27 protein-coding genes are annotated in these 23,999 nt (G+C 29.1%); 22 read left to right on the top strand and 5 right to left on the bottom strand.

The window, feature by feature from the left end; all coding sequences use genetic code 11:
• Positions 1-7 precede the first annotated feature (7 nt).
• Positions 8-1,312, top strand: a complete 1,305-nt coding sequence (trmFO, locus tag RYK99_RS00350) for an FADH(2)-oxidizing methylenetetrahydrofolate--tRNA-(uracil(54)-C(5))-methyltransferase TrmFO (RefSeq protein WP_314989092.1) — start codon at positions 8-10, stop codon at positions 1,310-1,312.
• 79 nt (positions 1,313-1,391) lie between these two features.
• Positions 1,392-2,174 (top strand): GTP-sensing pleiotropic transcriptional regulator CodY, encoded by a 783-nt coding sequence (gene codY, locus RYK99_RS00345; RefSeq protein WP_314989090.1) that lies wholly within the window; start codon positions 1,392-1,394, stop codon positions 2,172-2,174.
• Between the two features lie 75 nt (positions 2,175-2,249).
• Here codY and RYK99_RS00340 read toward each other — a convergent pair whose 3' ends face one another.
• The 3 genes from RYK99_RS00340 to RYK99_RS00330 form a co-directional block, all read right to left on the bottom strand.
• Positions 2,250-2,633: a thioesterase family protein gene (locus tag RYK99_RS00340; RefSeq protein ID WP_314989088.1), complete on the bottom strand. Its 384-nt coding sequence runs from the start codon at positions 2,631-2,633 to the stop codon at positions 2,250-2,252.
• An 18-nt stretch (positions 2,634-2,651) separates the two neighbouring features.
• Complete coding sequence (locus RYK99_RS00335; protein ID WP_314989086.1) at positions 2,652-3,125, bottom strand: 8-oxo-dGTP diphosphatase; 474 nt, start codon at positions 3,123-3,125, stop codon at positions 2,652-2,654.
• Positions 3,126-3,227: 102 nt separating this feature from the next.
• Positions 3,228-3,410: a DUF2929 family protein gene (locus RYK99_RS00330; RefSeq protein WP_003145970.1), complete on the bottom strand. Its 183-nt coding sequence runs from the start codon at positions 3,408-3,410 to the stop codon at positions 3,228-3,230.
• A gap of 237 nt (positions 3,411-3,647) precedes the next feature.
• On the opposite strand from RYK99_RS00330, the gene RYK99_RS00325 reads away from it, so the two are divergent.
• From RYK99_RS00325 to RYK99_RS00285, 9 genes are all read left to right on the top strand, one after another.
• Positions 3,648-4,532, top strand: a complete 885-nt coding sequence (locus RYK99_RS00325; RefSeq protein ID WP_314989083.1) for an NUDIX hydrolase — start codon at positions 3,648-3,650, stop codon at positions 4,530-4,532.
• Positions 4,533-4,560: 28 nt separating this feature from the next.
• A complete protein-coding gene (locus tag RYK99_RS00320) occupies positions 4,561-5,268 on the top strand; it encodes a YoaK family protein (RefSeq protein WP_314989081.1) in 708 nt (235 codons plus the stop codon).
• Between the two features lie 176 nt (positions 5,269-5,444).
• On the top strand, positions 5,445-6,350 hold the full coding sequence (locus RYK99_RS00315) for a tyrosine-type recombinase/integrase (RefSeq protein ID WP_314989079.1): 906 nt from the start codon (positions 5,445-5,447) through the stop codon (positions 6,348-6,350).
• Positions 6,351-6,421: 71 nt separating this feature from the next.
• A complete protein-coding gene (locus RYK99_RS00310; RefSeq protein WP_314989077.1) occupies positions 6,422-7,057 on the top strand; it encodes a segregation/condensation protein A in 636 nt (211 codons plus the stop codon).
• A gap of 1 nt (position 7,058) precedes the next feature.
• Positions 7,059-7,607, top strand: coding sequence for an SMC-Scp complex subunit ScpB (gene scpB / locus RYK99_RS00305; protein WP_271987304.1), 549 nt, complete (start codon positions 7,059-7,061; stop codon positions 7,605-7,607).
• A 9-nt stretch (positions 7,608-7,616) separates the two neighbouring features.
• Positions 7,617-8,348 (top strand): pseudouridine synthase, encoded by a 732-nt coding sequence (locus tag RYK99_RS00300; protein WP_003145977.1) that lies wholly within the window; start codon positions 7,617-7,619, stop codon positions 8,346-8,348.
• Positions 8,349-8,367: 19 nt separating this feature from the next.
• Positions 8,368-9,084 carry a response regulator transcription factor gene (locus RYK99_RS00295; protein ID WP_314989075.1) on the top strand — a complete coding sequence of 239 codons (717 nt, stop codon included), beginning with the start codon at positions 8,368-8,370 and terminating at the stop codon, positions 9,082-9,084.
• Positions 9,085-9,095: 11 nt separating this feature from the next.
• On the top strand, positions 9,096-10,397 hold the full coding sequence (locus RYK99_RS00290; RefSeq protein WP_314989073.1) for a MurT ligase domain-containing protein: 1,302 nt from the start codon (positions 9,096-9,098) through the stop codon (positions 10,395-10,397).
• A 4-nt stretch (positions 10,398-10,401) separates the two neighbouring features.
• On the top strand, positions 10,402-11,130 hold the full coding sequence (locus RYK99_RS00285; protein ID WP_204642257.1) for a type 1 glutamine amidotransferase: 729 nt from the start codon (positions 10,402-10,404) through the stop codon (positions 11,128-11,130).
• Between the two features lie 79 nt (positions 11,131-11,209).
• Here RYK99_RS00285 and RYK99_RS00280 read toward each other — a convergent pair whose 3' ends face one another.
• Complete coding sequence (locus RYK99_RS00280; protein WP_314989070.1) at positions 11,210-12,451, bottom strand: aminotransferase class I/II-fold pyridoxal phosphate-dependent enzyme; 1,242 nt, start codon at positions 12,449-12,451, stop codon at positions 11,210-11,212.
• 321 nt (positions 12,452-12,772) lie between these two features.
• On the opposite strand from RYK99_RS00280, the gene clpX reads away from it, so the two are divergent.
• The 11 genes from clpX (at position 12,773) to prmC (ending at position 22,896) form a co-directional block, all read left to right on the top strand.
• Positions 12,773-13,981 (top strand): ATP-dependent Clp protease ATP-binding subunit ClpX, encoded by a 1,209-nt coding sequence (gene clpX / locus RYK99_RS00275; RefSeq protein ID WP_314989068.1) that lies wholly within the window; start codon positions 12,773-12,775, stop codon positions 13,979-13,981.
• 22 nt (positions 13,982-14,003) lie between these two features.
• Positions 14,004-16,301, top strand: a complete 2,298-nt coding sequence (gene lon / locus RYK99_RS00270; protein ID WP_314989066.1) for an endopeptidase La — start codon at positions 14,004-14,006, stop codon at positions 16,299-16,301.
• A gap of 2 nt (positions 16,302-16,303) precedes the next feature.
• A complete protein-coding gene (gene yihA, locus RYK99_RS00265; protein ID WP_314989065.1) occupies positions 16,304-16,900 on the top strand; it encodes a ribosome biogenesis GTP-binding protein YihA/YsxC in 597 nt (198 codons plus the stop codon).
• A gap of 359 nt (positions 16,901-17,259) precedes the next feature.
• Complete coding sequence (rpsP, locus tag RYK99_RS00260; RefSeq protein ID WP_003145074.1) at positions 17,260-17,532, top strand: 30S ribosomal protein S16; 273 nt, start codon at positions 17,260-17,262, stop codon at positions 17,530-17,532.
• A 132-nt stretch (positions 17,533-17,664) separates the two neighbouring features.
• Positions 17,665-18,309, top strand: a complete 645-nt coding sequence (locus RYK99_RS00255) for an amino acid ABC transporter permease (RefSeq protein WP_314989062.1) — start codon at positions 17,665-17,667, stop codon at positions 18,307-18,309.
• Between the two features lie 3 nt (positions 18,310-18,312).
• The gene (locus tag RYK99_RS00250; RefSeq protein WP_314989060.1) at positions 18,313-18,942 is read left to right on the top strand and encodes an amino acid ABC transporter ATP-binding protein; all 630 of its coding nucleotides are present in this window, start codon (positions 18,313-18,315) and stop codon (positions 18,940-18,942) included.
• A 12-nt stretch (positions 18,943-18,954) separates the two neighbouring features.
• On the top strand, positions 18,955-19,788 hold the full coding sequence (locus RYK99_RS00245; protein WP_314989058.1) for an amino acid ABC transporter substrate-binding protein: 834 nt from the start codon (positions 18,955-18,957) through the stop codon (positions 19,786-19,788).
• A gap of 253 nt (positions 19,789-20,041) precedes the next feature.
• Positions 20,042-20,287, top strand: a complete 246-nt coding sequence (locus RYK99_RS00240) for a type B 50S ribosomal protein L31 (RefSeq protein WP_003145327.1) — start codon at positions 20,042-20,044, stop codon at positions 20,285-20,287.
• A gap of 85 nt (positions 20,288-20,372) precedes the next feature.
• Positions 20,373-20,951, top strand: coding sequence for a thymidine kinase (locus RYK99_RS00235; RefSeq protein ID WP_314989056.1), 579 nt, complete (start codon positions 20,373-20,375; stop codon positions 20,949-20,951).
• A 14-nt stretch (positions 20,952-20,965) separates the two neighbouring features.
• On the top strand, positions 20,966-22,054 hold the full coding sequence (prfA, locus tag RYK99_RS00230) for a peptide chain release factor 1 (RefSeq protein WP_003145535.1): 1,089 nt from the start codon (positions 20,966-20,968) through the stop codon (positions 22,052-22,054).
• Positions 22,054-22,896 carry a peptide chain release factor N(5)-glutamine methyltransferase gene (prmC, locus tag RYK99_RS00225; protein WP_314989053.1) on the top strand — a complete coding sequence of 281 codons (843 nt, stop codon included), beginning with the start codon at positions 22,054-22,056 and terminating at the stop codon, positions 22,894-22,896. Before prfA ends, prmC begins: the two co-directional genes overlap by 1 nt.
• 48 nt (positions 22,897-22,944) lie before the next feature.
• Here the strand turns inward: prmC and RYK99_RS00220 are convergent, their stop codons facing one another.
• Complete coding sequence (locus RYK99_RS00220; protein ID WP_314989051.1) at positions 22,945-23,577, bottom strand: S24 family peptidase; 633 nt, start codon at positions 23,575-23,577, stop codon at positions 22,945-22,947.
• Positions 23,578-23,999: the final 422 nt, after the last annotated feature.

The following is a 23,999-nucleotide window of genomic DNA, read 5'->3' as shown; positions in this document are numbered from 1 at the left end:
ATAATTAATGGAAAAAAAAGTAATAGTAATTGGAGCGGGGTTAGCTGGTAGTGAGGCTGCATGGCAACTAGCAAAACGTGGAGTTAAAGTAGATTTATACGAAATGAGACCAAAAAAAATGACACCAGCTCATAAAACTCAAAATTTTGGAGAGTTAGTTTGTTCTAACTCACTACGAGCTAACAATATAACTAATGCTGTTGGATTATTAAAAGAAGAGATGAGAATGTTAGATTCAATCATTATTAAATGTGCAGATGAAACACAAGTACCAGCTGGTGGAGCACTTGCGGTAGATAGAGATAAATTCTCAGAAATGATTACTGAAACTATTAAAAATCATCCAAATATTAATGTTATCGGTGAAGAACTACCACAAATTCCTAAAGGAGATGTACCTGTAATAGTAGCAACAGGACCACTTACATCAGATGCATTAAGTCAAGATATTAGAAACTATACTAAACAAGATGGATTATATTTCTATGATGCAGCAGCACCAATTATTGAAAAAGATTCTATCGATATGGAAAAAGTTTATCTTAAATCAAGATATGATAAAGGTGAGGCAGCATACTTAAACTGTCCGATGACAAAAGAAGAATTTACTAATTTCTATAATGAATTAATAACAGCTGAAGCTGCTCCGTTAAAAGAATTTGAAAAAGAAATTTACTTTGAAGGGTGTATGCCTTTTGAAGAAATGGCAAAACGTGGAGAGAAAACATTATTATTTGGACCGATGAAACCAGTAGGATTAGAAGATCCAAAAACTGATAAACGTCCATATGCTGTTGTTCAATTGCGTCAAGATAATAGTGAAGGAACTCTATACAATATTGTTGGATTCCAAACTCACCTTAAATGGGGTGAACAAAAGAGAATTATTAATATGATTCCTGGGCTTGAAAATGCTAATATAGTACGATATGGTGTTATGCATAGAAACACATACTTAAATTCACCACAATTATTAGAAAAAACATATAGATTAAAAGAAGAAAAGAATATTTATTTCGCTGGTCAAATGACAGGGGTAGAAGGATATGTTGAAAGTGCAGCATCAGGTATTGTTGCAGCGTTAAATGCGCTTTATAATACTGAAGATAGAGAAGTAGTATTTCCAACTGAAACAATGATAGGGGCAATGGCTAACTATATCGTTGATAGCACAAGTAAAAACTTCCAACCTATGAACGCGAATTTTGGTATTATCAAACCACTTCCTGAAAGAATCAAAGATAAAAAGGAAAAATATGAAAGATATGCTAAAAGATCGCTAGAATTGTTAGAAAATTTCAAAATTGATTAAATTAATTTTTAAAAAGTCTTACAATTTATCAAAATAAATGTTATAATAATCAGGGAAGTATTTTGTAAGGAGAAAATTAATGGCAAGTTTATTACAAAAAACAAGAAAAATTAGTACAATTTTACAAGAAGGACGTCATGATAACGTAGACTTTGAAGCTATGGCTATGCGTCTTAGCCCGATTTTAGATTCAGTAGTTTATATTCTAGATACTGAAGGGAATATTCTTGGTTATGATTCAATCGTTGATTATTCAAATGAACGTATGGAAAAAATTATCCAAGAAAGAAAAGTTCCTAAAGCGTATTTGGATGCAACATTAAAAGTTTATGCCACTAAGGTTAATATTCCTTTCCAAGAACCATTATCAATTTTCCCCGAAGAAGAAGAAGAACGCTTTCAAGGGAACAGTTATACTGTAATTTTACCAATTCGAGGCGGAGGAGAACGTTTAGGTACACTTGTAATTGGTAGAATGGATAATGATTTCAAAGATGATGATTTAGTTTTAGCAGAGTATGCATCTACGGTAGTAGGAATCGAAATCTTACATGAAAAACAAGATAAAGAGAAAAACTTAGCAAGAGACAAAGATATGGTTAATATGGCTCTAAATTCATTATCATTCTCTGAGAAAGAAGCTATTGAACATATCTTTAGAGAGTTAGATGGAACAGAAGGATTATTAATTGCTAGTAAGATTGCGGATAGAGTAGGAATTACAAGATCTGTAATCGTAAATGCTCTTAGAAAATTAGAGAGTGCTGGTATTATTGAATCTAAATCACTAGGTATGAAGGGTACATATATTAAAGTACTAAAAGAATATTTCTTAGAATTAATGTTTTCTAACGAATTTTAGTAAATAAAATTGTATAATAAAAGAAAGGTTGTAGATTTACAGCCTTTCTTTTTTACTTGAAAATTATTTAGTATTCTAGTTAGTTAATTTATCGATAAATATTTTATTATTAATAATTACCCTTGTATGAGAAGCGTCAGCAATTTTTTTATTTTCTTCAAAGGCTTCTAAAGAAAAAATAATAACTTTTTCTTTAATTATCTCAGTAATTTCTCCTTGAATTGTAATTTCTTTTCCAACTAAAGTAGGAGCAAGATGGTTAATATTTATATTGCTTCCAACACTTCCAAATTCATTTGATAAGAAATCGTTCAGGTATGTTTTAGCAGCATTTTCCATAAATGCCACAAGACTTGGAGTAGCTAATACTTCTAGATCACCGCTTCCCATGAATTTAGCGGTGTTGTTATCTGATACGATATATTTTTGTTTAAATTGTTTATTAATTTCTATATTCATAATTTTGCTCCTATTGAATTATTCATAAAATGTAACTTCGTAATCTATAAATTTATTATTTTTGTAATTGAATTTAGCTGAGAAGAATGGTTTATCTTTAACCAACCAATCTAGGAAGATATAGTCACCTTCCCATGTTTTTATATTTTGGATTTCTGACTTTTTCACCCATACTAAATCACCTTCATTACAATCTTCTGTCAGTGTTCCTCTATAGTTAGGTGCTGTAAATACATAAGTATACCAGTCACGTTCACCATCGAAATTAGGGAAGGTAATGATACCTCTTAATTTAGGGTTAATAATATCTAAGTTTGTTTCTTCTTTTACCTCTCTAATTACGCAATCTTCAGGACTTTCCCCAGGTTCAAACTTACCACCAACACTAATTGTTAATCCTTCGTGAATATCGTTTTCTTTCTTTGTTCTTTTCAACATCAAGAAACTATCGCCAGTGTCAATATAGCACATAGTAGCTAATACATTATTCATTATATTATCATCTCCTCATATTTAAAGAAAAAGTAGGAAAGAGGATTTACCTCAATACCTACTTTCTTTTGTGAAAAATTTTTATTAGATTAGTAATCTTGTTTAACGTTTTTTATCTAAACCTACAGCGTCTAATAATGCAACAAATACTGTAAACATTACAGAAAGAATAGCGCAGTCACGAAGTGTATTAACTTCACCATTGCTTCCTAAAATAGATGATACGATAAATATTACAATAAATGCGAATATAAATGACCAAATTAGTGAAATAATATATTTCATCGTTATCACTCCTTAATTTTTTACTTACACTAACTATTATACAACTATTATCAAAATCTAGCAACATTTTTATTAATAAATTGTATTTATAACATTTGTGTGTAATAATTAGAGTATAAGTATGATTAATATATTAGTTCTAGAAAACTATGAAAACTAATTGGAATTTTCATTATTTTTCTAGAAATTTACAAAAAATATGATATAATAAAATAAATAAAATTGTGGAGGTAGTTTATGTATCAAAAATTATATATCGATACGAATTTAAAAAATAATATTTCAACTGATATAAAACAAGTGTTTTTTGATAACGAGATACCTTTTGAATTTATTGAAAATCCAAACGTTTTTGAATCTAATGTTTTATTTTTAACTGATGATAAAAATAATCTTAGTTCTACATTGGTTAATGTTTTCTTAATGAAAAAAGAGTATGATTTTCTAGATGTAAAAAATGCTATTTTTATAAGAAACATTGAAGATGTAGTAAGGGTATTTAAAAATGATGTTTGGAAAAAATGGGCACAAGAGCTTCAATTTCTTTCTCAATGTAGTTTAGCTTATAGTAAAGATAAATTTGATAGAGAGCGATCAGAAAGAATTAGAGAAATTGCTTGCGAGATGTTATCATTTAAATATGATATTCCATTAGAAAAAGTGAAGCTAGATTTTGCTGGAGAATTGGGTTATCAAACACCGAAAGTAGAAACGAGAGCGGCTGTTATTAAAGATAATAAAATTTTATTAGTTAAAGAACAGTTTGATGGTAAATGGGCTCTTCCAGGTGGCTATCAAGATGTTAATATGAGTATTAAGGAAAATGCGATAAAAGAAGCTAGTGAGGAAGCAGGAGCGGTTGTTAATCCTGTGAAGATTATTGCAGTACTTGATTATAATAGACATCATCATGTCAATTTCCCATTTGGAATGGTTAAGGTGTTTATTTTATGTGAATATGTGAGTCATAGTTTTGTTGAAAATACTGAAACATTGGGGGCAGAATTTTATTCTCTTGATGAATTACCGGAATTGTCAACAACAAGAACGACAAAAAAACAATTAGAAATGTGTTTCGATTGTTATAATAACATTGAAAATTGGGAAACTATATTTGATTAATTTTTTATGAGGAGCGATTTTAGAGTTTATGAATTTACGAGAGACATTAATCAATAAAAATCTTCCAGTACATGAACAATTGATGTTCTGTTTATTATTAACAGTTATGGGTGGTTTTTTTGATGCATATACATTTGTTAACTGTGGAGGTATTTTTGCTAATGCTCAAACGGGGAATCTAATTTTTGTAGGTATTGATATTATTGAAGGTAATTTTGGGGAAGTCCTACATTATTTAATTCCTATATTTTCTTTTGTTGTAGGGGTATTAGTTAGTAAATTTATTGAAAACAGATATAAAGAATTATCTATTTTCAAGCATATATTTATGCTGTTATTGATACAAATGACGGCTTTAATAATAATTTCTATAAAACATCAATTTTTTGGAATCGATGTAAGACCTATCGTTATTTCTTTTATTTGTGCGATTCAATATGATGGATTTAGAAAAGTTAATAATTTAGTATTTGCTAGTGTATTTTGTACTGGTAACTTGCGTTCTATGAGTGAACATTTATATAAGCTTGTTGTTTTGAAAAAACAAGAGAGTAAAACTCCGTTAATTATTTATTCTACTGTAATTAGCGTATTTTTGTTTGGTGTAATCTTAGGAGCTGCTATGTCGAAATATTATCTACATAAAGCAATTATTGTTCCTATTGGTATAATTTCTGTGAATTTAGTTTTTATAATTGTTATTTACAATAAATTCGGAAGAAAAAAATTAGTATAAAATAATAAAATTTCAAGGTAATTTTAGAAAGTTTTAATTAGCTTTTTAAATTGTCTTGGAATTTTTTTATATTTCATGAAAAATTGTTATAAATGCATTTACATAAAGTTTTATAGATGTTATAATCAATATAGAAATAAAAAATAGGGTAGTTTTAATACTAAGGGGGTATTTATATGAGTGAAACAGTATTAAACAATTTTAATGAATATCTAATAAATAGAAAAGAGTTTTCAACAAACACTATTAATTCATACGATAGGGATTTGAAAAAAATCTTTTTATATTTAGCTGAAAGAGGATATTCAACAGATGATTATTCATGGCTTAATGAAGAATTCATTTCTAGATATATTGATTACTTAAGAGAAAAAGAGTATTCGTCAGCAACATTATCAAGAACGATTTCTACTGTTCATATTTTTGTAGAATATTTATGGATGGAAAAAATTATTCCTAATAGGATAAATATTGATGTACATATTGATAAAGAAGAACATCAAGATTTGGTAATTTTTACAAGACAAGAGATTTCTAAAATCCTAGACGTTAAAACTCGTAATCTTATTGGTTACAGAGATAAAGCTATATTTGAATTATCTTATTCTATAGGTATAAAACCGACGGAGTGTATTAATCTTGAGCTTAAAGATGTAAATACTACTATTGGATTTTTAAAATATAGAAAAAAAGAAGGATATAGAACTGTTGCTTTGAATAGAGAATCAGTTGAAGCGATTGAAAATTATATCGCTGAGTTAAAAAAGGAATATCCTGATATTAAGGACGATAGTAAGTTATTCTTAAATCATGATGGTGAAGGTATAAGTCGCCAAGGTTTCTGGAAAATATTTAAAAAACGTCAACAGGATTTAGGTTTGACGAAAGAATTAAATACTATGAATTTTAGAAATTCTTTAGCTATTCATTTACTTGAAGATAAAGTTCCAGCTGAAGAAGTTCAAGAACTACTTGGGCTGAAAAATATTCATAGCTTAAAATTGTATTTCTCAAATTTAGAGAGTAATAAATCTAAAAGAACAATGACTAATCATCCAAGAAAAACAATTAATAAAGGATAAAATTAATGTATAATGTTAACTTAGAGGTTTTTCAAGGACCACTTGATTTACTTTTACATTTGATAGAAAAGATGGAAATTGATATTTATAATATTCCCATAGCGCGTCTAACAGAGAGCTATCTAGAATATATAAATAATAACGATGAATTTTCTTTAGAAAATGCAGAAGAATATATTGTTATGGCAGCAACTTTGCTTCATATAAAAAGTAAGAATTTACTTCCTAAGTTTGAAGATGAAAATATTGATGATGAAGAGGATCTAGTTCAACAGCTTCTCGATTATAAAAACTACAAGGAATTGAGTGAAAAACTAGATAATCTTCAAAGAATGAGAGCTCAATTTTTAGATAAAGAAAGTTCTAATATAGAAGTAGAAGGTAGTGTCGATTCACTTCGAATACCTTCTACTAAATTGTTAAGGGCGATGGAGAATATTCTTAGGTCTTTCGATGAAAAAGATAGCGAAGTTTCTTTAATTAGTTATCGTAGAGAAGTCTCTTTTGAACAAGTAAAAGAGGGACTTGTTCATAAGTTTAGGGATAGGCCTAAGATGCACTTTTTTGATCTTGTAAAAACATATTCTCAAAAAAATGAGATAGTCTTGATGTTTATGGGAATCTTAGCTATGATAAAAGAACAAGAATTATTATGTGTTGACAAAGATGGTGAAATCATTTTAGAATATAAATTAAAGGAAAATTAATATGCTATTAGATGAAACAAAGAAAATAATTGAGGCTTTACTCTTTATGAAAGGAGAAGATGGTCTTAATATTGAATATTTTTCTACCTTTATGGAGGTGGAACAACACGAAGCGGAGAACATGTTAAATGTATTCTGTGAAGATTATAATAAAATCAATAATTCGTTGATTATTAAAAAGTTTGGATCAACTTATAAAATGCTCTTAAGAGATGAAATGACAGAGGTAATAAAAAAAGCTGTTATTTCTAAAAATCTAGTTAAGTTATCTAAAGCTTCTCTAGAAACTCTAGCGATAATCGCTTATAATCAACCAATTACAAAAGTTCAAATTGATAAGATAAGGGGTGTAAGTAGTGATTCTATATTACACTCTCTTGTTAGTAAGGAGCTTATAGTATCGAATAAGACTTTGGATACTATTGGAAAACCTAAGTTATATGAAACTACAGACATTTTTTTAGATGTTTTTGGGTTAGAAAGTTTAGAACAATTACCAAAATCGGAAATTGTTAGTAATGAAGAGATTAATAAATTTTTACAAAATTAGGAGGATGACATGGCAGAAAGACTGCAAAAATTAATAGCTGCATCAGGATATACTTCAAGAAGAAAGGCAGAACAATTAATTCTTGATGGAAAAGTAAGTGTTAATGGTGAAGTCGTAAAAGAACTAGGTGTAAAAGCAGAACCAAGTGATATTATTATCGTAGAAGGTGTTCGTTTACTAAAAGAAAATAAGAGATACTATCTATTTTATAAACCTGAGAAGGTTATTACATCAATGTCAGATGAAAAAGATAGAACATGTGTAAAAGACTTCTTTGAGGATGTTAATGAACGTGTTGTACCTGTTGGAAGACTAGACTACGATACGTCAGGGGCACTTATAATGTCAAATGATGGTGAGTTTATTAATTTAATAACGCACCCTAAACATAAGATTAGAAAGACATACGTTGCGAAAATTAATGGTAAATTAGAAGATAATCACCTTAGAATTCTTCGTAATGGTGTGAGAATCGATAATTATAAAACTGCTAAGGCAGAAGTGAATATTGTAAAAAATAAAAATAAGAGTGGTAATACTTTAGTTAGATTAACTATCCACGAAGGGAAAAATAGACAAGTTAGAAGAATGTTTGAAGCTTTAGGATATGAAGTTATGAAACTTAAACGTGAATCTATTGAAGACTTAACATTAGAAGGTTTGAAAAAAGGTGAATATAGAACCCTTACAATTCACGAGGTTAAAAGACTTATTAATAAAGCTAAGAATGGTGAGAAGTAAAATTAGGAAGTGATGTATTGTGGCAGAAAGAATATTAATAGTAGATGATGAGGAAAGAATTAGAAAATTATTAGTAATGTATCTAGAAAAAGAAGGATATATTGTAGATGAAGCTAGTAATGGTCATGATGGTTTAGAACGTTTAAAATATATGGATTATTCTTGTGTGTTATTAGATGTGCAATTACCGATGTTAAATGGTAAGTCTATTCTATCTGAACTTAGAAAAACTAAGGCTACTCCTGTAATAATAATGTCTGCCCAAGCAGATGAACAAAGTAGGGTTGAAGGTTTTGAATTAGGTGCAGATGATTATGTAATTAAACCGTTTAGCCCGAGAGAGCTTATGTTAAGGATCAATGCTATTCTTCAACGTACAAAACGTAGTGTATTTTATACTCCGGAGCTATATACGAAGGATGTGTTAGTTTTCCCTGGTTTAATTATTGATGTTAATTCACATAAAGTAATTGTTGAGGATAGTGAAGTATTACTAACTCCAAAAGAATTTGATTTATTATTATTTTTAGCTAAATCTCCTGATAAAGCTTTTAAACGTAATGAAATATTACGCGCTGTATGGGATTATGATTTTTATTCTGATCTAAGAACTGTAGATACTCATATCAAGCGTGTAAGAAAAAAATTCGATAAAATTTCTCCAAAGGTTTCTCAGATGATTGTTACTGTTTGGGGAATAGGTTATAAATTTGATACATCACAAAATAGTCTATAAAAGGAGAAAACATGCTAGGATTTTATAGAAATTTAGCGAAATTAACTAGAACTGCTAGTAAAATTGCAGGGAAAAAAGGAACGGATCTACCGGGTAAAGTATTAAGAAAAGTAAATGATAAGGTACTAACAAAACTGGCTAGTGATTTTGATGAAATTGTATTCGTAACTGGAACAAATGGAAAAACAACTACATCGAATCTTATTGGACATACTTTAAAAACTGCTGGAGAAAATTTCATAAACAACTTTGAAGGAGCGAATATGTTGGATGGAATTATTTCAACTTTTGCTATTCAAGCTAAAAATAATACAAAGTTAGCAATTATAGAGATTGATGAAGGTTCAATTAGAAGGGTAATGAAATATATTACTCCTACTAAGTTTGTTATCAATAATTTCTTTAGAGATCAGATTGATAGATTCGGTGAAATTGATACTTTGATAGCGACAATAGGAGAACAACTAGAAGGAAAAAATATTCAACTTATATTAAACAGTGATGATCCTTTCGTTACAAGGCTTTCAAAATATGGTGAAGATAATATATACTTTGGCATTTCAAAAAATGCTTATAAATTTTCTGATTTTGGTATTTCAGAATCTAAATTCTGTCCTAATTGTGGAATGGAATTAATTTATGATCATGTTCACTATAGTCAACTTGGTTTTTACCACTGTTCTAAATGTGATTTTAAACACCAAGATGTTAAATATGAAGTAACTAATGCTACTGTAGAACCATTTATTAATATGACTATTAATGAAGATACTTTGATTGAAACAAAACTAGCTGGTGATTATAATATATATAATTTACTTGCAGCTTATTCACTTTTAAAAGAACTTGGATTACAAGATGAAAAGATAAAATACGGTTTAGAATCATATACTGCGACTAATGGACGTATGCAGAGTATTTCTTTAGCTGGTGGTTCAACAGTTTTATTAAATCTGGCAAAAAATCCTGCTGGATTGAATGCTTCTTTAGCAATTGCTAATTCGATAAAAGAAGAAATAAACTATCTATTAGTATTAAATGATAATGGTGCTGATGGTATCGATATATCATGGATTTGGGATACTGACTTTGACATACTGAACGGACAAAAGATAAATAATATTGTCTGCTCTGGTAAACGAGCAAAAGAATTAGCGTTGAGATTGAAGTATACAGGAATTAATGCTAATGTAGTTATTTTAGAAAGTATTTCAGAAGCAGTTGAAAAAATAAAAAGTTATAAAGAGAAATATGCAATTGCTATTCCGAATTATACGGCTTTAGTAGAAACTCAAAAAGAATTGGAGAAATAATTCTATGGATTTGAAATTATATCATTTTATGCCAGATAAATTAAATTTATATGGTGATATTGGAAATGTTATTGCGCTAAAAAAACGTTGTGAATGGAGAGGTATTAATTTAGAAATTGAGAATATTACTTCGACTGATGGTGTAAAACTTACAGATTGTGATATGTTTTTCATCGGTGGTGGTTCTGATAGGGAACAATGTATAGCGACAGAACAATTTAGTAAAATTAAACATGAATTTAAATCAGCAATTGAAGATGGGATACCAGCTCTTACAATCTGTGGTGGATATCAATTCTTAGGAGAATATTATAAGACTGTTGATGGTGATAAATTACCTGGTTTAAATATTCTTGACTTTTATACAGAATCAAAAAAAGATGCACCACGTTTAATTGGTAATATACTTGTTGAATCTGAAAAATTTGGTAATATCGTAGGTTTTGAAAATCATGGTGGAAGAACATATCATAATTATGAAACATTAGGAAATGTAGTAGTAGGATATGGAAATAACGACGAAGATAAAAAAGAGGGTATTTTATATAATAATTTGATTGGTACGTATTTACATGGTCCTATCTTACCTAAAAATCCAAATGTTACAGATTATTTAATTAAAGCGGCGTTAGATAATAAGTATGGAACATATGATTTTATTGAATTAAATAATGATATAGAATTAAATGCCAATAAACATATGGTTGAATTATTGAAAAAATCAATTAAATAAAATTTAATGTTCAAAGATTATAAAGAAACGGCTTAAAAGTATGATTATTATTAATCAAACTTTTAAGTCGCTTTTTGTATTAAAATTGTTTAATGCAGTGTTTGAATTTATTTATAAGTTCTGGAATTAATTCTTTATCTAGGCATGAGAATGCAATTCTTATGTGTTCATCATCCATTGAGTAAACTCCATACTTATATTCGTTTAGGAATTTAAGTCTGAACTCATGTGCATTTATATTCGATGGTAATTTTATAGTGAAGAAATAACCAGAATTAAATGGTAAAATTCTAACAAGAGAATCTAATTGTTCTACGGAAATAGCTTGTTTTAATTCGTTATAACGTTCCTCGATAATTTTATCATTTATTTCTTTTTCTTTAAGAGCTGTTTTATTATCTAACAATCTAAGTGCAATTTGTTGCGATAAGTTAGAAGGTGATGAAGTAGTACTTCTTAAAAACCCTTGAGTTTTTTCTAATAAAAGTTGTCTTAATTTATCATTTTTTGTGTAGTATGTAATGAAACCTATACGTAATCCCCAACTGTAAAATTCTTTAGTGATACCATCTAGTTTGACTATTAAACAGTTTTCATTTTCTGCTAATTTATATGTAGCACTTAATGTAGGAGTTTTGTGATTCTTTTCAAAGAATAGTCCAAAATATGCATCATCAGAGACAATAATAAGTTGTTTATTTTTATTTTCTTTTGCATACGTACTTATTACATCAACTAATGAATTCAATTCAACATCAGAAGGTGTATAACCAGTTGGATTATTTGGGAAGTTTAAAATTAGCGAAATTTTATCTTCTTTGATACTATAAAGAGTTTCCTTGAAGTTTGCTATACTAAACTCATTGTTTTCGTCGAATTGATTGTATTTATAAATCTTGTTTCCTAACTTAATTGTATAAATCTGAGCATAGTTTTGCCAAAAAAGATTTGGTAGTAATAGAGCATCTCCACTTTCGCTAAATAGGTTTGCTGCTATATCGATTCCTTGGGTAATTCCTGTTGTAACCATAGGTAATGATAAAAAGTCTTTATTAATATTAGGGTTATCAGCTAAGATTTTTTCTTTCCATAATTCTCGCATTTTTGGTAATCCAGGTGTAGGAGAATAAGGTAAGTATTCTGAATTATTAATTTCTGTTACTACTTTATTTATTGAAGGTAAAGCCATAGCTTTTTTATTAGATGTAGCAATTCCAATTGTAGCGTTAATTGCACCTGGAATAGCTGCTGTTTCTTTTGATTGAATTAATACGTCTTGAGGTAAAATTATATTTTCACCTAGTTTTGAAAAAAATGACATAGTATTCCTCCTGTTTTCTATATAGAATTATTATACCATTAATATGACATTACTAAAAGGGAGAATTATAATTAAGAAATTGAATAACATATAAAATTTTAAGAATTGAATTATAATAGGTGAAAAATTTTAAAATATTAAATTTATTATAGTCCACGATTTACTATAAAAGGTTTAATATTAAATATTATATGATAGTCTTTGCTAGAAAAAAAATGTATTGTGTGGTATAATAATGTGTATCTTTTTGGGCTTTAAATAGATTAGATAATAAAAAGATAATAAGATATAAGATAAAGTTCAATAATGTGAGGTGTAATTATGGTAAAAAATAAAGAAGAAGTAAGATGTTCTTTTTGTGGAAAAAATACTAACGAAGTTTTTAAAATGATAGCTGGGAATGACGTGTTTATCTGTGATGAGTGCGTTGATTTATGTTCAGATATAATCGAAGAAGAAATTGAATATAGAAATGCAAATAATAAACCAGCATTTAAATTATTAGAACCTCAAAAAATAATGGAGCATTTAAATGAATATGTAATCAGTCAAGATAAGGCAAAAAAATCTGTTGCAGTTGCTGTTTATAATCATTATAAGAGAATAAAAGCTGCAGAGAATCATGATATAGAATTACAGAAAAGTAATATTGCCTTAATAGGAAGTACTGGATCAGGAAAAACATTGATTGCACAAACTTTAGCTAAAATGCTGGATGTACCTTTTGCTATATCAGATGCAACTACACTTACTGAAGCAGGTTATGTAGGAGAAGATGTTGAAAATATTTTACTTAGATTAATTCAAAGTGCTAATTATGATATTGAAAGAGCTGAAAAAGGAATTATATATATTGACGAAATTGATAAAATTGCCAAAAAGGGTGAAAATGTGTCAATTACTCGTGACGTTTCAGGAGAAGGTGTTCAACAAGCACTTCTTAAAATTCTAGAAGGTACTGTTGCTAGTGTTCCTCCTCAAGGTGGAAGAAAACACCCTGGAGAAGAAATGATTAAAATCAATACGAAAAATATTCTATTTATCATTGGGGGAGCTTTCTCGGGTATAGAAGAGATAATCAAACGCCGTCTAGGAGAAAAAGTTATAGGTTTTTCTAAGAGTGATGAACTAAAAGATGATGAAGATATTATTTCTAAAGTAAAACATGAAGATTTAGTTAAGTTCGGTATGATTCCTGAATTTATCGGACGTATTCCGGTAGTTTGTTATTTAGAAGAACTTGATGAGAAGGATTTAGTTAGAGTATTAACTGAACCAAAAAATTCAGTTGTTAAACAATATGAATATTTATTTGATCTTGATGGTGTTAAATTAATTTTCGAGGAAGAAGCGCTTGAAGAAATTGCTAAAGAATCTATCAAGAGAAAAACAGGTGCACGTGGACTTCGTTCTATTATTGAAGAACTACTACTTGATGTTATGTTTGAAATACCAAGTAAAAAAGGTATTAAAACTTGCACAGTGACACGTGATAACGTAATTAATAAAACAAAACCAATTTTAAAATAAATAGGTTAGAGAGGAGTTCGTTTTGACAAAATATTATTTATTAGAGAATAGAGATTTATTCTTTCCGTCTAATACTTATACAATAGATGTAACGGACAAAAAATTTTTAAAAACAATTAAAACTATTAAGAAAGATAAAATACCAGTTTTTGTAACATACAAAAGAAAACCAATAGATAGTTATGATGATTCATTTTCTGAAGAAGATGTATTTGATAGTAATGGTTTTAATGTGTTCTTTGGGACTTATGGTCAATTAACAATTGATAAAAAGAATAAAAAATATGAGTACCAATGTTATGGAATCGCAGAGGTGAAAAGTGGTGTTTATAATAATAACCATGTTGAACACCTTGAGATTAATATTAGAGAAGTTGTGGATAATGGTTTTGATAAAACAGGTTTATTGAACAGTATCAGAACAAATTTCTTGAATTATTTAAAGAGAGAAAACTTCGATATCGATTACTATAAAACTGATGATTTAGAGAAATTTATTAATAAAAATATTAAGTTTTTCCCAATTGATAAAATGCTTAAACAACGTGTATTATTCTTGTTAGATTTAGAGAAAAAGGCTATTTTCTTAAATAGAAGTCTAGAAGCTTTCTTAGTTGGAAATAGCTTCAAACGTGAGATTGATGAAAAGGTTCGAGCTAATATTGATACTCAACAAAAGGAATACTTCTTGCGTGAACAGATGAAAGTTGTACAAGATGAGTTGAAGCAAATAGCTCCAGAAGACGACGATATTGAAAAGATTCGTCAAGCTATTAATGATATTGAATTATCTGAAGAGGATAAAGCAGTGTTATTAAAAGAAGTTGATAGGCTAGAAAAAACACCAGTAATGAGTCCTGAACATTCTATCATTAGAACTTATTTAGATACTGTTGTTGCGCTTCCGTGGAATACACTAACAGCTGATGAAATAGATATAAAAAATGCAGAAAAAATTCTTAATGAAGATCACTATGGTTTAGAAAAAATCAAAGAGAGAATTTTAGAATTTTTAGCAGTTAAAAAACTAAGAGATGATATGAAATCTCCAATTTTATGTTTATCAGGACCTCCAGGTGTAGGTAAGAGTTCATTAGCTAAATCAATTGCCGCTTCTATGGGAAGAAGTTTTGTTCGTATTTCTTTAGGTGGGGTACATGATGAAGCTGAGATTCGTGGACATAGAAGAACTTACCTTGGTGCTTTACCTGGTAAAATTATTCAATCATTGAAGAAAATAAAAACTAAGAATCCAGTTATTTTATTAGATGAAATTGATAAAATGGCTTCTGATATAAAAGGTGACCCTGCAGCAGCTATGCTAGAGGTAATTGATCCAGCTCAAAATAATGAATTTGTAGATCATTACTTAGACATTCCATTCGATTTATCAAAAGTATTATTTATTGCTACAGCTAACAATTTGAGTTTAATTCCAGCTCCACTTAGAGATAGGATGGAAGTAATTGAACTTGAATCTTATACGATTAAAGAAAAAGAAAATATCGCTGCGAAATATTTAATACCGCGTCAAATTAAAGAAAATGGTCTTAAAAAAGGTCAAATTACCTTTAGTAAACAGGCGATTAATAAGATAATAAATGGATATACTTATGAGGCTGGTGTAAGGAATTTAGAGAGAGTATTTGGTTCTATTTGTAGAAAGGCAGCACTAAAAGTTCTTCAAGGAGAGGAGAAAATCAAAGTAGGTGTTACTAACCTTGAGGATTTTGCTGGACCTGAAAAATATAGTTTAAAAGATAAAAATATTAAACCCGAGATTGGTTTAGTTAATGGTCTAGCTTATACGGTTGTTGGTGGAGATACTCTAGAAATCGAAACAAGCGTATCTAAAGGAAATGGTAAGATTATTCTTACAGGGAAACTAGGGGATGTAATGAAAGAATCAGCACAAATGGCGATTTCTTATTTAAGATCTAATGCTGAAAATCTTAATATTGAGGATATTAATTTCTCAGAAATAGACATACATCTACACGTTCCTGAAGGTGCTGTTCCTAAAGATGGGCCATCTGCTGGTATAACTATTACTACTTCGGTGTATTCTGCATTAACTAAAAAACCGGTTGATAATAACATAGCGATGACTGGAGAAATGACTTTACATGGAAAAGTTTTACCAATAGGTGGAGTTAAAGAGAAGATTTTAAGTTCCGAAAAGATGAATATAAATACAATAATTATTCCTACTAAGAATAAAAAAGATCTAATTGATATTCCGAAAGAAGTACTTGAAAAATTAACTATCTATTCAGTTGACAGTATTCAAGAAGTATTTAAAATAGTATTTGGAGAATAAAGATGAAAAAGTTAAATACACATAATGTTGATCTGCTTATAAGTGCAGTTTCAAAAAAACAATATCCTGAACATGATAAACCAGAAGTAGCGATGTGTGGTCGTTCTAATGTTGGTAAATCATCTTTCATTAATACAATATTAGAAAGAAAAAACTATGCTCGTGTTTCATCAAAACCTGGTAAAACTCGTACATTAAACTTCTTCGATGTTGATAATAAGTTAGTTTTAGTCGATGTACCAGGTTATGGTTATGCTAAATTATCTAAACCGGAAAAAGAAAAACTGTACGATATGATTGTAGAATATTTCACTAATAGTGAAAATTTAGGATTTGTCTTACACTTAATAGATAGCAGACATAAACCGTCTCAAGATGACATAGAAATGAATGAATTTCTTAATTATTATGAAATTCCATTTGTTATAGTTATGACTAAAATTGATAAAATATCTAAAAATGAACTTGCTAAAAATACAGGAATAATTAAACGTGAATTAGATTTAACTAATAATATGGCTATTATTCCATTCTCTTCTGTTACTAAAATAGGGAAAGAACAAGTTCTAAATGAAATAGCTAAAGTATTAGAAGATTAATATTAAAATAGGAGTGGGGGATTTAAAAATCATGATTTCAAAAAAATCGATTTTATAGTCATCCCCATTCCTATTTTCTTAGTTATTATTTTTTTAATTCACGAGGAGAATGAGAAGTATTTTTTTATAAATATTTTATCTTTACATAGTATAGAAAAATTGATATAATAGGGATTAGACGAGTCAACAAAAAAAGTTGACATTTTTCGTCGAAAAGTATTGACATACTTTTATTTTAATGTTAGAATAATATCTAGCTTAGAAAACTTAGCGTTATAGATTCAACTTTTTCATTAAAACACTTCATAAACACACACACATAAAATTAATAAAAAAGTTGAAACATAAGGAGTACAAACATGGCAGTAAAAATCCGTTTAAAAAGATTAGGTGCTAAAAAATCACCTTTCTACCGTATCGTTGTTGCTGATTCAAGATCTCCACGTGATGGACGTTCTATCGAAACTATCGGTACTTACAATGCTGTTAAAGAACCAGCAGAAGTTAAAATCGATGAAGAGTTAGCATTAAAATGGTTAGGTAATGGAGCTCAACCTTCTGACACAGTTAGAAGTTTATTATCAAAAGAAGGAATTATGAAAAAATTCCACGATTCAAAATTAAATAAATAATGAATATTTAGCCCCTTAATTATTAAGGGGTTTTTGTTTTTATAAAATTGTGTTATAATTAGATTTAAAATTCAAAAACAACCAACTACATAGCTATCGTGTGTAGTTATTGAATATAAAAGGAGGAAATATATGGAATATTTAATGGAAATATTACCTAGTTTAATTAAAGGTGCTTTAATAACTTTAGAAGTATTTTTCCTAGTTTTAATTTTATCTATTCCGTTAGGTGTAATTATAGCTTTTATTATGCGATTTAATATTAAGCTATTAAACTATTTTATTAATATATATATATGGATAATGCGTGGAACACCGTTATTATTACAATTAATTTTTATATATTATGTACTACCTTCAGTAGGAATACGATTTGATAGACTACCTGCTGCTATAATTGCATTTACATTAAACTATGCAGCTTATTTTGCTGAAATTTTTAGAGGTGGTATTGACTCAATTCCAAAAGGTCAATATGAGGCTGCTAAGGTATTAAAATTTACTCAATTTCAAACTATTAGATTTGTTATTTTACCACAGGTTATTAAGATTGTATTACCGAGTGTATTTAATGAAATAATGAGTTTAGTTAAGGATACTTCTTTAGTATATGCATTAGGAATAAGTGATTTGATTTTAGCTAGTAGAACAGCTGCTAACAGAGATGCAAGTTTATTGCCGATGTTTGTTGCTGGAGCAATTTATTTACTACTTATTGGTATTGTAACAATAATATCGAAACGAGTAGAAAAGCGTTATAACTACGATAGGAGGTAACACATGTTAGAATTAAAAAATATAAGTAAGAAATTTAAAGATAGACAAATTCTTGAGAATTTTAATCTAACTGTAGAAGAGAATAAGATTCTAGCAATAGTAGGGCCTTCTGGTGGAGGAAAAACTACGTTGTTAAGAATGCTAGCAGGTCTAGAAAAAATTGATTCTGGTGAAATTATTTACAATGGAGAGTCACTTCCAATTGATGAATTAGAAAAAAGAAATTTATTAGGATTTGTATTCCAAGATTTTCAATTATTTCCACATCTTACAGTTCTTGAAAATTTAATACTTTCTCCGATTAAGACTATGGATATGTCTAAAGATGATGCCGAAGAAAAGGCGCTCACTTTATTGAATAAGCTTGGGTTAGATAAGCAAGTAAACAGTTATCCAATCTCGTTATCAGGTGGACAAAAACAACGTGTTGCTTTAGCAAGAGCAATGATGATTGATCCTAAAATAATAGGTTATGATGAACCTACTAGTGCATTGGATCCAGAGCTTAGATTAGAAGTTGAGAAGCTTATTTTAAAAAATAGAGAATTAGGTATTACACAGATAGTTGTAACTCACGATTTGCAATTCGCAGAAAATATTGCAGATAGTATTCTGAAAGTAGAACCAAAGTAAGAGGTGATTATAATGAAAAGATTTAAATTACTTATTACTCTTCTTATTAGTGTTTTAATAATTAGTGGTTGTGCATCTGGTGGAAAAGATAAGCCTAAACAAGATAACTGGGAAGACTTTCAAAAAGATAAGAAGGTTGTTATAGGTTTTGATAATACCTTCGTTCCTATGGGATTTCAAGATAAGGGTGGTAAAAATGTTGGATTTGATATAGATTTAGCAAACTCAGTTTTTGAAAAATATGGAATAAAAGTTGAGTGGCAAGCAATTAACTGGGATTTAAAAGAAACTGAGTTAAAAAATGGTAATATAGATTTGATTTGGAATGGCTATTCAAAGACTAAAGAAAGAGAAAGTGTTGTTCAGTTTACAAATCAATATATGATTAATGAACAAGTTGTAGTAGTGAAAAAATCTAAAAAAATTAAAACTATATCTGAACTAAAAGATAAGGTACTTGGTGCTCAAAATGGTTCATCAGGATATGATACTTTTAATGAGAAACCAGAAATTCTTAAAAATATAGTGAAGAATAACGACGCTACTCAATATGAAAGTTTTAATGAGGCGTTAATTGATTTAGAAAATGATCGAATTGATGCATTATTAATTGATAAAGTGTATGCAAATTACTATTTAAAACAACAGAATAAACTCCAAGATTTTGATATTTTAAATGCAGGATTTGATAGTGAAGCATTTGCAGTAGGAGCGAGAAAGGCGGATGTTACACTTGTTAATAAGGTGAATGAAGCATTTAATAAATTATATGAAGAAGGAAAATTCCAAGAAATATCAAATAAATGGTTTGGAGAAGATGTTGCTACTGATGAGATAAAAAAATAACTTAAGATTAGGAGATGAACTATTAAAGGAGAATATAATAGTTTGTCTCTTTTGTATTTTTTAACTATAAATAAAAGAGAGGTTTTATAGAGTAAATATAATACAAGGTGTCAACAAAAAAAGTTTACAAATATTAATAAAAGTACTTGATTTTTTTAAGATTATTATTTATAATAATAAGGTATGTGATTAACTCACTGAAAAATAACTCTGTTCGTATTAAAAGCGTTCAGGGCAGAAGGAGACGATAATAATGAGAGAAGGAATTCACCCAGATTACCGTAAAGTTGTATTCATGGATACTACAAGTGGTTTCAAATTTTTAAGTGGTTCAACTAAACCATCTAAAGAAACTATCGAGTGGGAAGACGGAAATACATACCCATTATTAAAAGTTGAGATCTCTTCAGATACACACCCATTCTACACAGGGCGTCAAAGATTCGCTCAAGCAGATGGACGTATCGAACGTTTCAACAAAAAATACGGTATCAAGTAAGAAAAATAAAACAGACATTTCTTTATTGGATTGTCTGTTTTTATTCTATTAGTAATTGTATAATATAAGTCCGAGGGGATTAATAATGATAGAAAATAGAAAATTCGGATGGATAGAATGTATTTGCGGAAGTATGTTCTCTGGAAAATCAGAAGAATTACTAAGACGTATAAAACGAGGGGTAATAGCCAAACAAAAAGTACTTTTATTCAAACCGTCTATAGATAATAGATACAAAGAGAATATGGTCTCTACACATAATGGAAATAGTTATGAGTCTGTAAATATTGATAAAGCTGAACAAATTTACGACTATATTATTGATAAAAAATATGATATCATAGGAATTGACGAAGTACAGTTCTTTGATGAAAAAATTGTAGAAGTCATTAATAAGCTTGCTGATGATGGTATACGCGTTATTGTGGCAGGTTTAGACATGGATTTCAAAGCAGAACCGTTTCACCCGATGCCTGAAATAATGGCTGTAAGTGAAATGGTAACAAAACTTCATGCTGTTTGTAATAAATGCGGTAAAGAAGCTAGTCGAAGTCAAAGATTGATTGATGGTGAACCTGCTAGATATGATGACCCAATAGTAGTTATCGGTGCTAGTGAATCGTATGAAGCTAGATGTCGCCATTGTCATGAAATTAAAAGATAAATTAGGAGGAAGAAATGGAAATTTTTGGACAACTTGAGATAGTTGAAGAACGTTATGAAAAGCTAAACGAATTACTTAGTGATCCAGATGTTGTAAGTGATACGAAAAAACTTATGGAATATTCTAAAGAACAACGTTCTATTGAAAAAACTGTAGCTGTATTTAGAGAATATAAAGATATAGTTCAACAAATTAAAGATACTAAAGAACTTCTTGAAATAGAAGAAGATAAAGAAATGAAAGAAATGATGCAAGAGGAAATCAAAGAATTAGAACCAACTCTTGCACCTATGGAAGAAGAATTAAAAATCTTATTATTACCAAAAGATCCTAACGATGGGAAAAACGTTGTTGTTGAGGTTCGTGGAGCAGCTGGTGGAGATGAAGCGCAATTATTTGCTGGTGATTTATTACGTATGTACACTAGATTTGCTGAATCTCAAGGATGGAAAGTTGACGTCTTAGAACGTTCTGAAACTGGTATCGGTGGTATTAAAGAAGCGATCTTTATAATTTCTGGTGAAGATGTGTATTCTAAGATGAAATTTGAAAGTGGTGCACACCGAGTTCAACGTGTTCCTACAACAGAATCAAGTGGACGTATTCACACATCTACTGCAACAGTTGTAGTATTACCAGAAGCAGAAGAGATTGAAATCGACATTAATGAAAATGATATCCGTGTTGATACTTTCGCATCTAGTGGTGCTGGAGGACAATCGGTTAATACAACGATGTCAGCCGTACGTTTAACTCATATTCCAACAGGTGTTGTAGTATCTATGCAGGATGAACGTTCTCAGATTAAAAATAAAGAAAAAGCTATGAAAGTTTTACGTGCTCGTGTTTATGATAAATATCAACAAGAAGAGCAAGCTAAATTTGATGCTGAACGTAAATCTAAAGTTGGAACAGGGGACCGTTCTGAACGTATTAGAACTTATAACTATCCTCAAAACCGTGTTACTGACCACAGAATTGGTTTAACTATTCAAAAATTAGACCAAATTATGGAAGGTAAACTTGATGAGGTTCTAGAAGCACTTCGTATTGCTGAACAAGCTGAGAAGATGGCAGAACTAAATAAAGGTGAAGAACTATAATGAACAGAAGGCAAGCTATAACAAGAGCTTGTCTTCTTTTAAGAAGACAAGGAAAAGAAGAATCATTAGCGAGATTTTTATTAATGTATATGTTGGATGAAAATGCTCAACAACTTACTAATAACATTTCTGAGCAATTATCAAAAGAAAAAGAAGAATTGTATTTTTCTTTAATTGATAAACATATAAAGGAAAATGTGCCATTAAGTCATCTTGCGGGATTTGAGTATTTTTATGATAGGAAGTTTAAAGTTACTAAGGATGTGTTATCGCCTAGAATGGAAACAGAAGAACTTATATATAAGGTTATTGAGTATATAAAATCTATTAATAAAAATAACATAAAAATTCTAGATTTATGTACAGGTAGTGGTATTATCGGAATAACTTTAAGAAAAGAACTTGAGTCTAAGTCACTAGAGGTGGTTGCAAGTGATATTAGTGAAGAAGCTCTAAAAGTTGCTAAAGAAAATGCAATAATTAACGAGGCAGAGGTTAAATTTATACAATCTGATATTTTTGAGAATATAAATGAGAAATTCGATATCATAGTTTCAAATCCTCCATATATAGCATATAGTGATAAAATAACAATGGAAGATAATGTTTTAAATTACGATCCGCACCTTGCTTTATTCGCAGAAGAAGATGGTATGTATTTCTATAGAGAAATAGTAGAAAATGCTAAAGAATATTTAAATCATGATGGTATGATATTTTTTGAAATAGGATATGATCAAAGAGAAAAGATACTGAAACTAGCCAATGATAATGAATTTAAAGCAGAAGTATATAAAGATATAAATGGTCGAGATAGAATGGCTATATTAGAAAGAATATAAAATAAGAGTTTCTTAGGAATTAATCTAAGAAACTCTTATTTTATAAAATTATAGTTCTCTATATACACCTACACATTCACCTATTATTTCAACATTACGTGTTACGATAGGTTCATAGTCAGGATTACATGGATAAAGAATTACGTTGTCATTTTTAACAAAAATTTTCTTTAGAGATGCTTCGTTCCATTCGGTTAATCTAACAGCAGCAATTTTACCGTTTCTAACAGAACTTTGTTGACGAATGAAAACTAGGTCACCATCGAATATACCAGCTTCTATCATACTATCTCCTTTTACACGTAGTGCAAAATCAGCACGCATACCTTGATCGATAAAAATATGTTCATCATATTCTTCTTCAATATAAACACCATCTCCTGCACAGATTGTACCTAATATAGGAAGTTTAGAAACATCATCTAAATACTCATTATTAGAATTTAAACTATTATCTAGAGATTCTGCGTCCATTATATCACTTTCTCCCATAAGCCAAGCAGGATTTACAGATAAATATTCGGCTATAATTTGCAACTTATCTCTTTTTGGTGTGTATTTTCCTTTAGACCAATCGCTAATTGATGAAGGTGTAATTTTTGTAGAACGAGCTAGTTCAGCTTGTTTTATATTTTTTTCTTTTAAACATTTTTTAAATCTAATACTAAAAGTTGTAGTCATAATATTATATTCCAATCTATTTTCTATCTATACATTGATTATAAAGGAAACCGTATATAAAATCAAGGGTATATAATAAAAAAATTAAGAAATATGAATTTTACTCTTGATTTTCGGTTTTCCGTATGTTATTATATAAGTACAAAGAAAATTAAGTTTTACGTATTAAATGAAAGAAGGTAATAGTATGTTTATATATTGGATAGTTATACTAGTTTTATTAGCTAAAGTCTTTACTTTTTTTGAGACTAATAAGTTAAAAATTGTAAAAAGGGGTAAAGTGGAGCACAAAGTATTTTAAAAATACAGAATTTATTATAAATTCATTATAAAGTCATTATGAACAGAAAATATTATTTATTATTATAAGATTAGATGGAAATTATTATTCAGCTAGTCTTATTTTTCTTAATATATATCAG

This window comes from uncultured Gemella sp. (assembly GCF_963537375.1).
In the GTDB taxonomy this organism is placed as follows: domain Bacteria; phylum Bacillota; class Bacilli; order Staphylococcales; family Gemellaceae; genus Gemella.
This window is presented reverse-complemented; position numbering and strand designations above follow the sequence as displayed.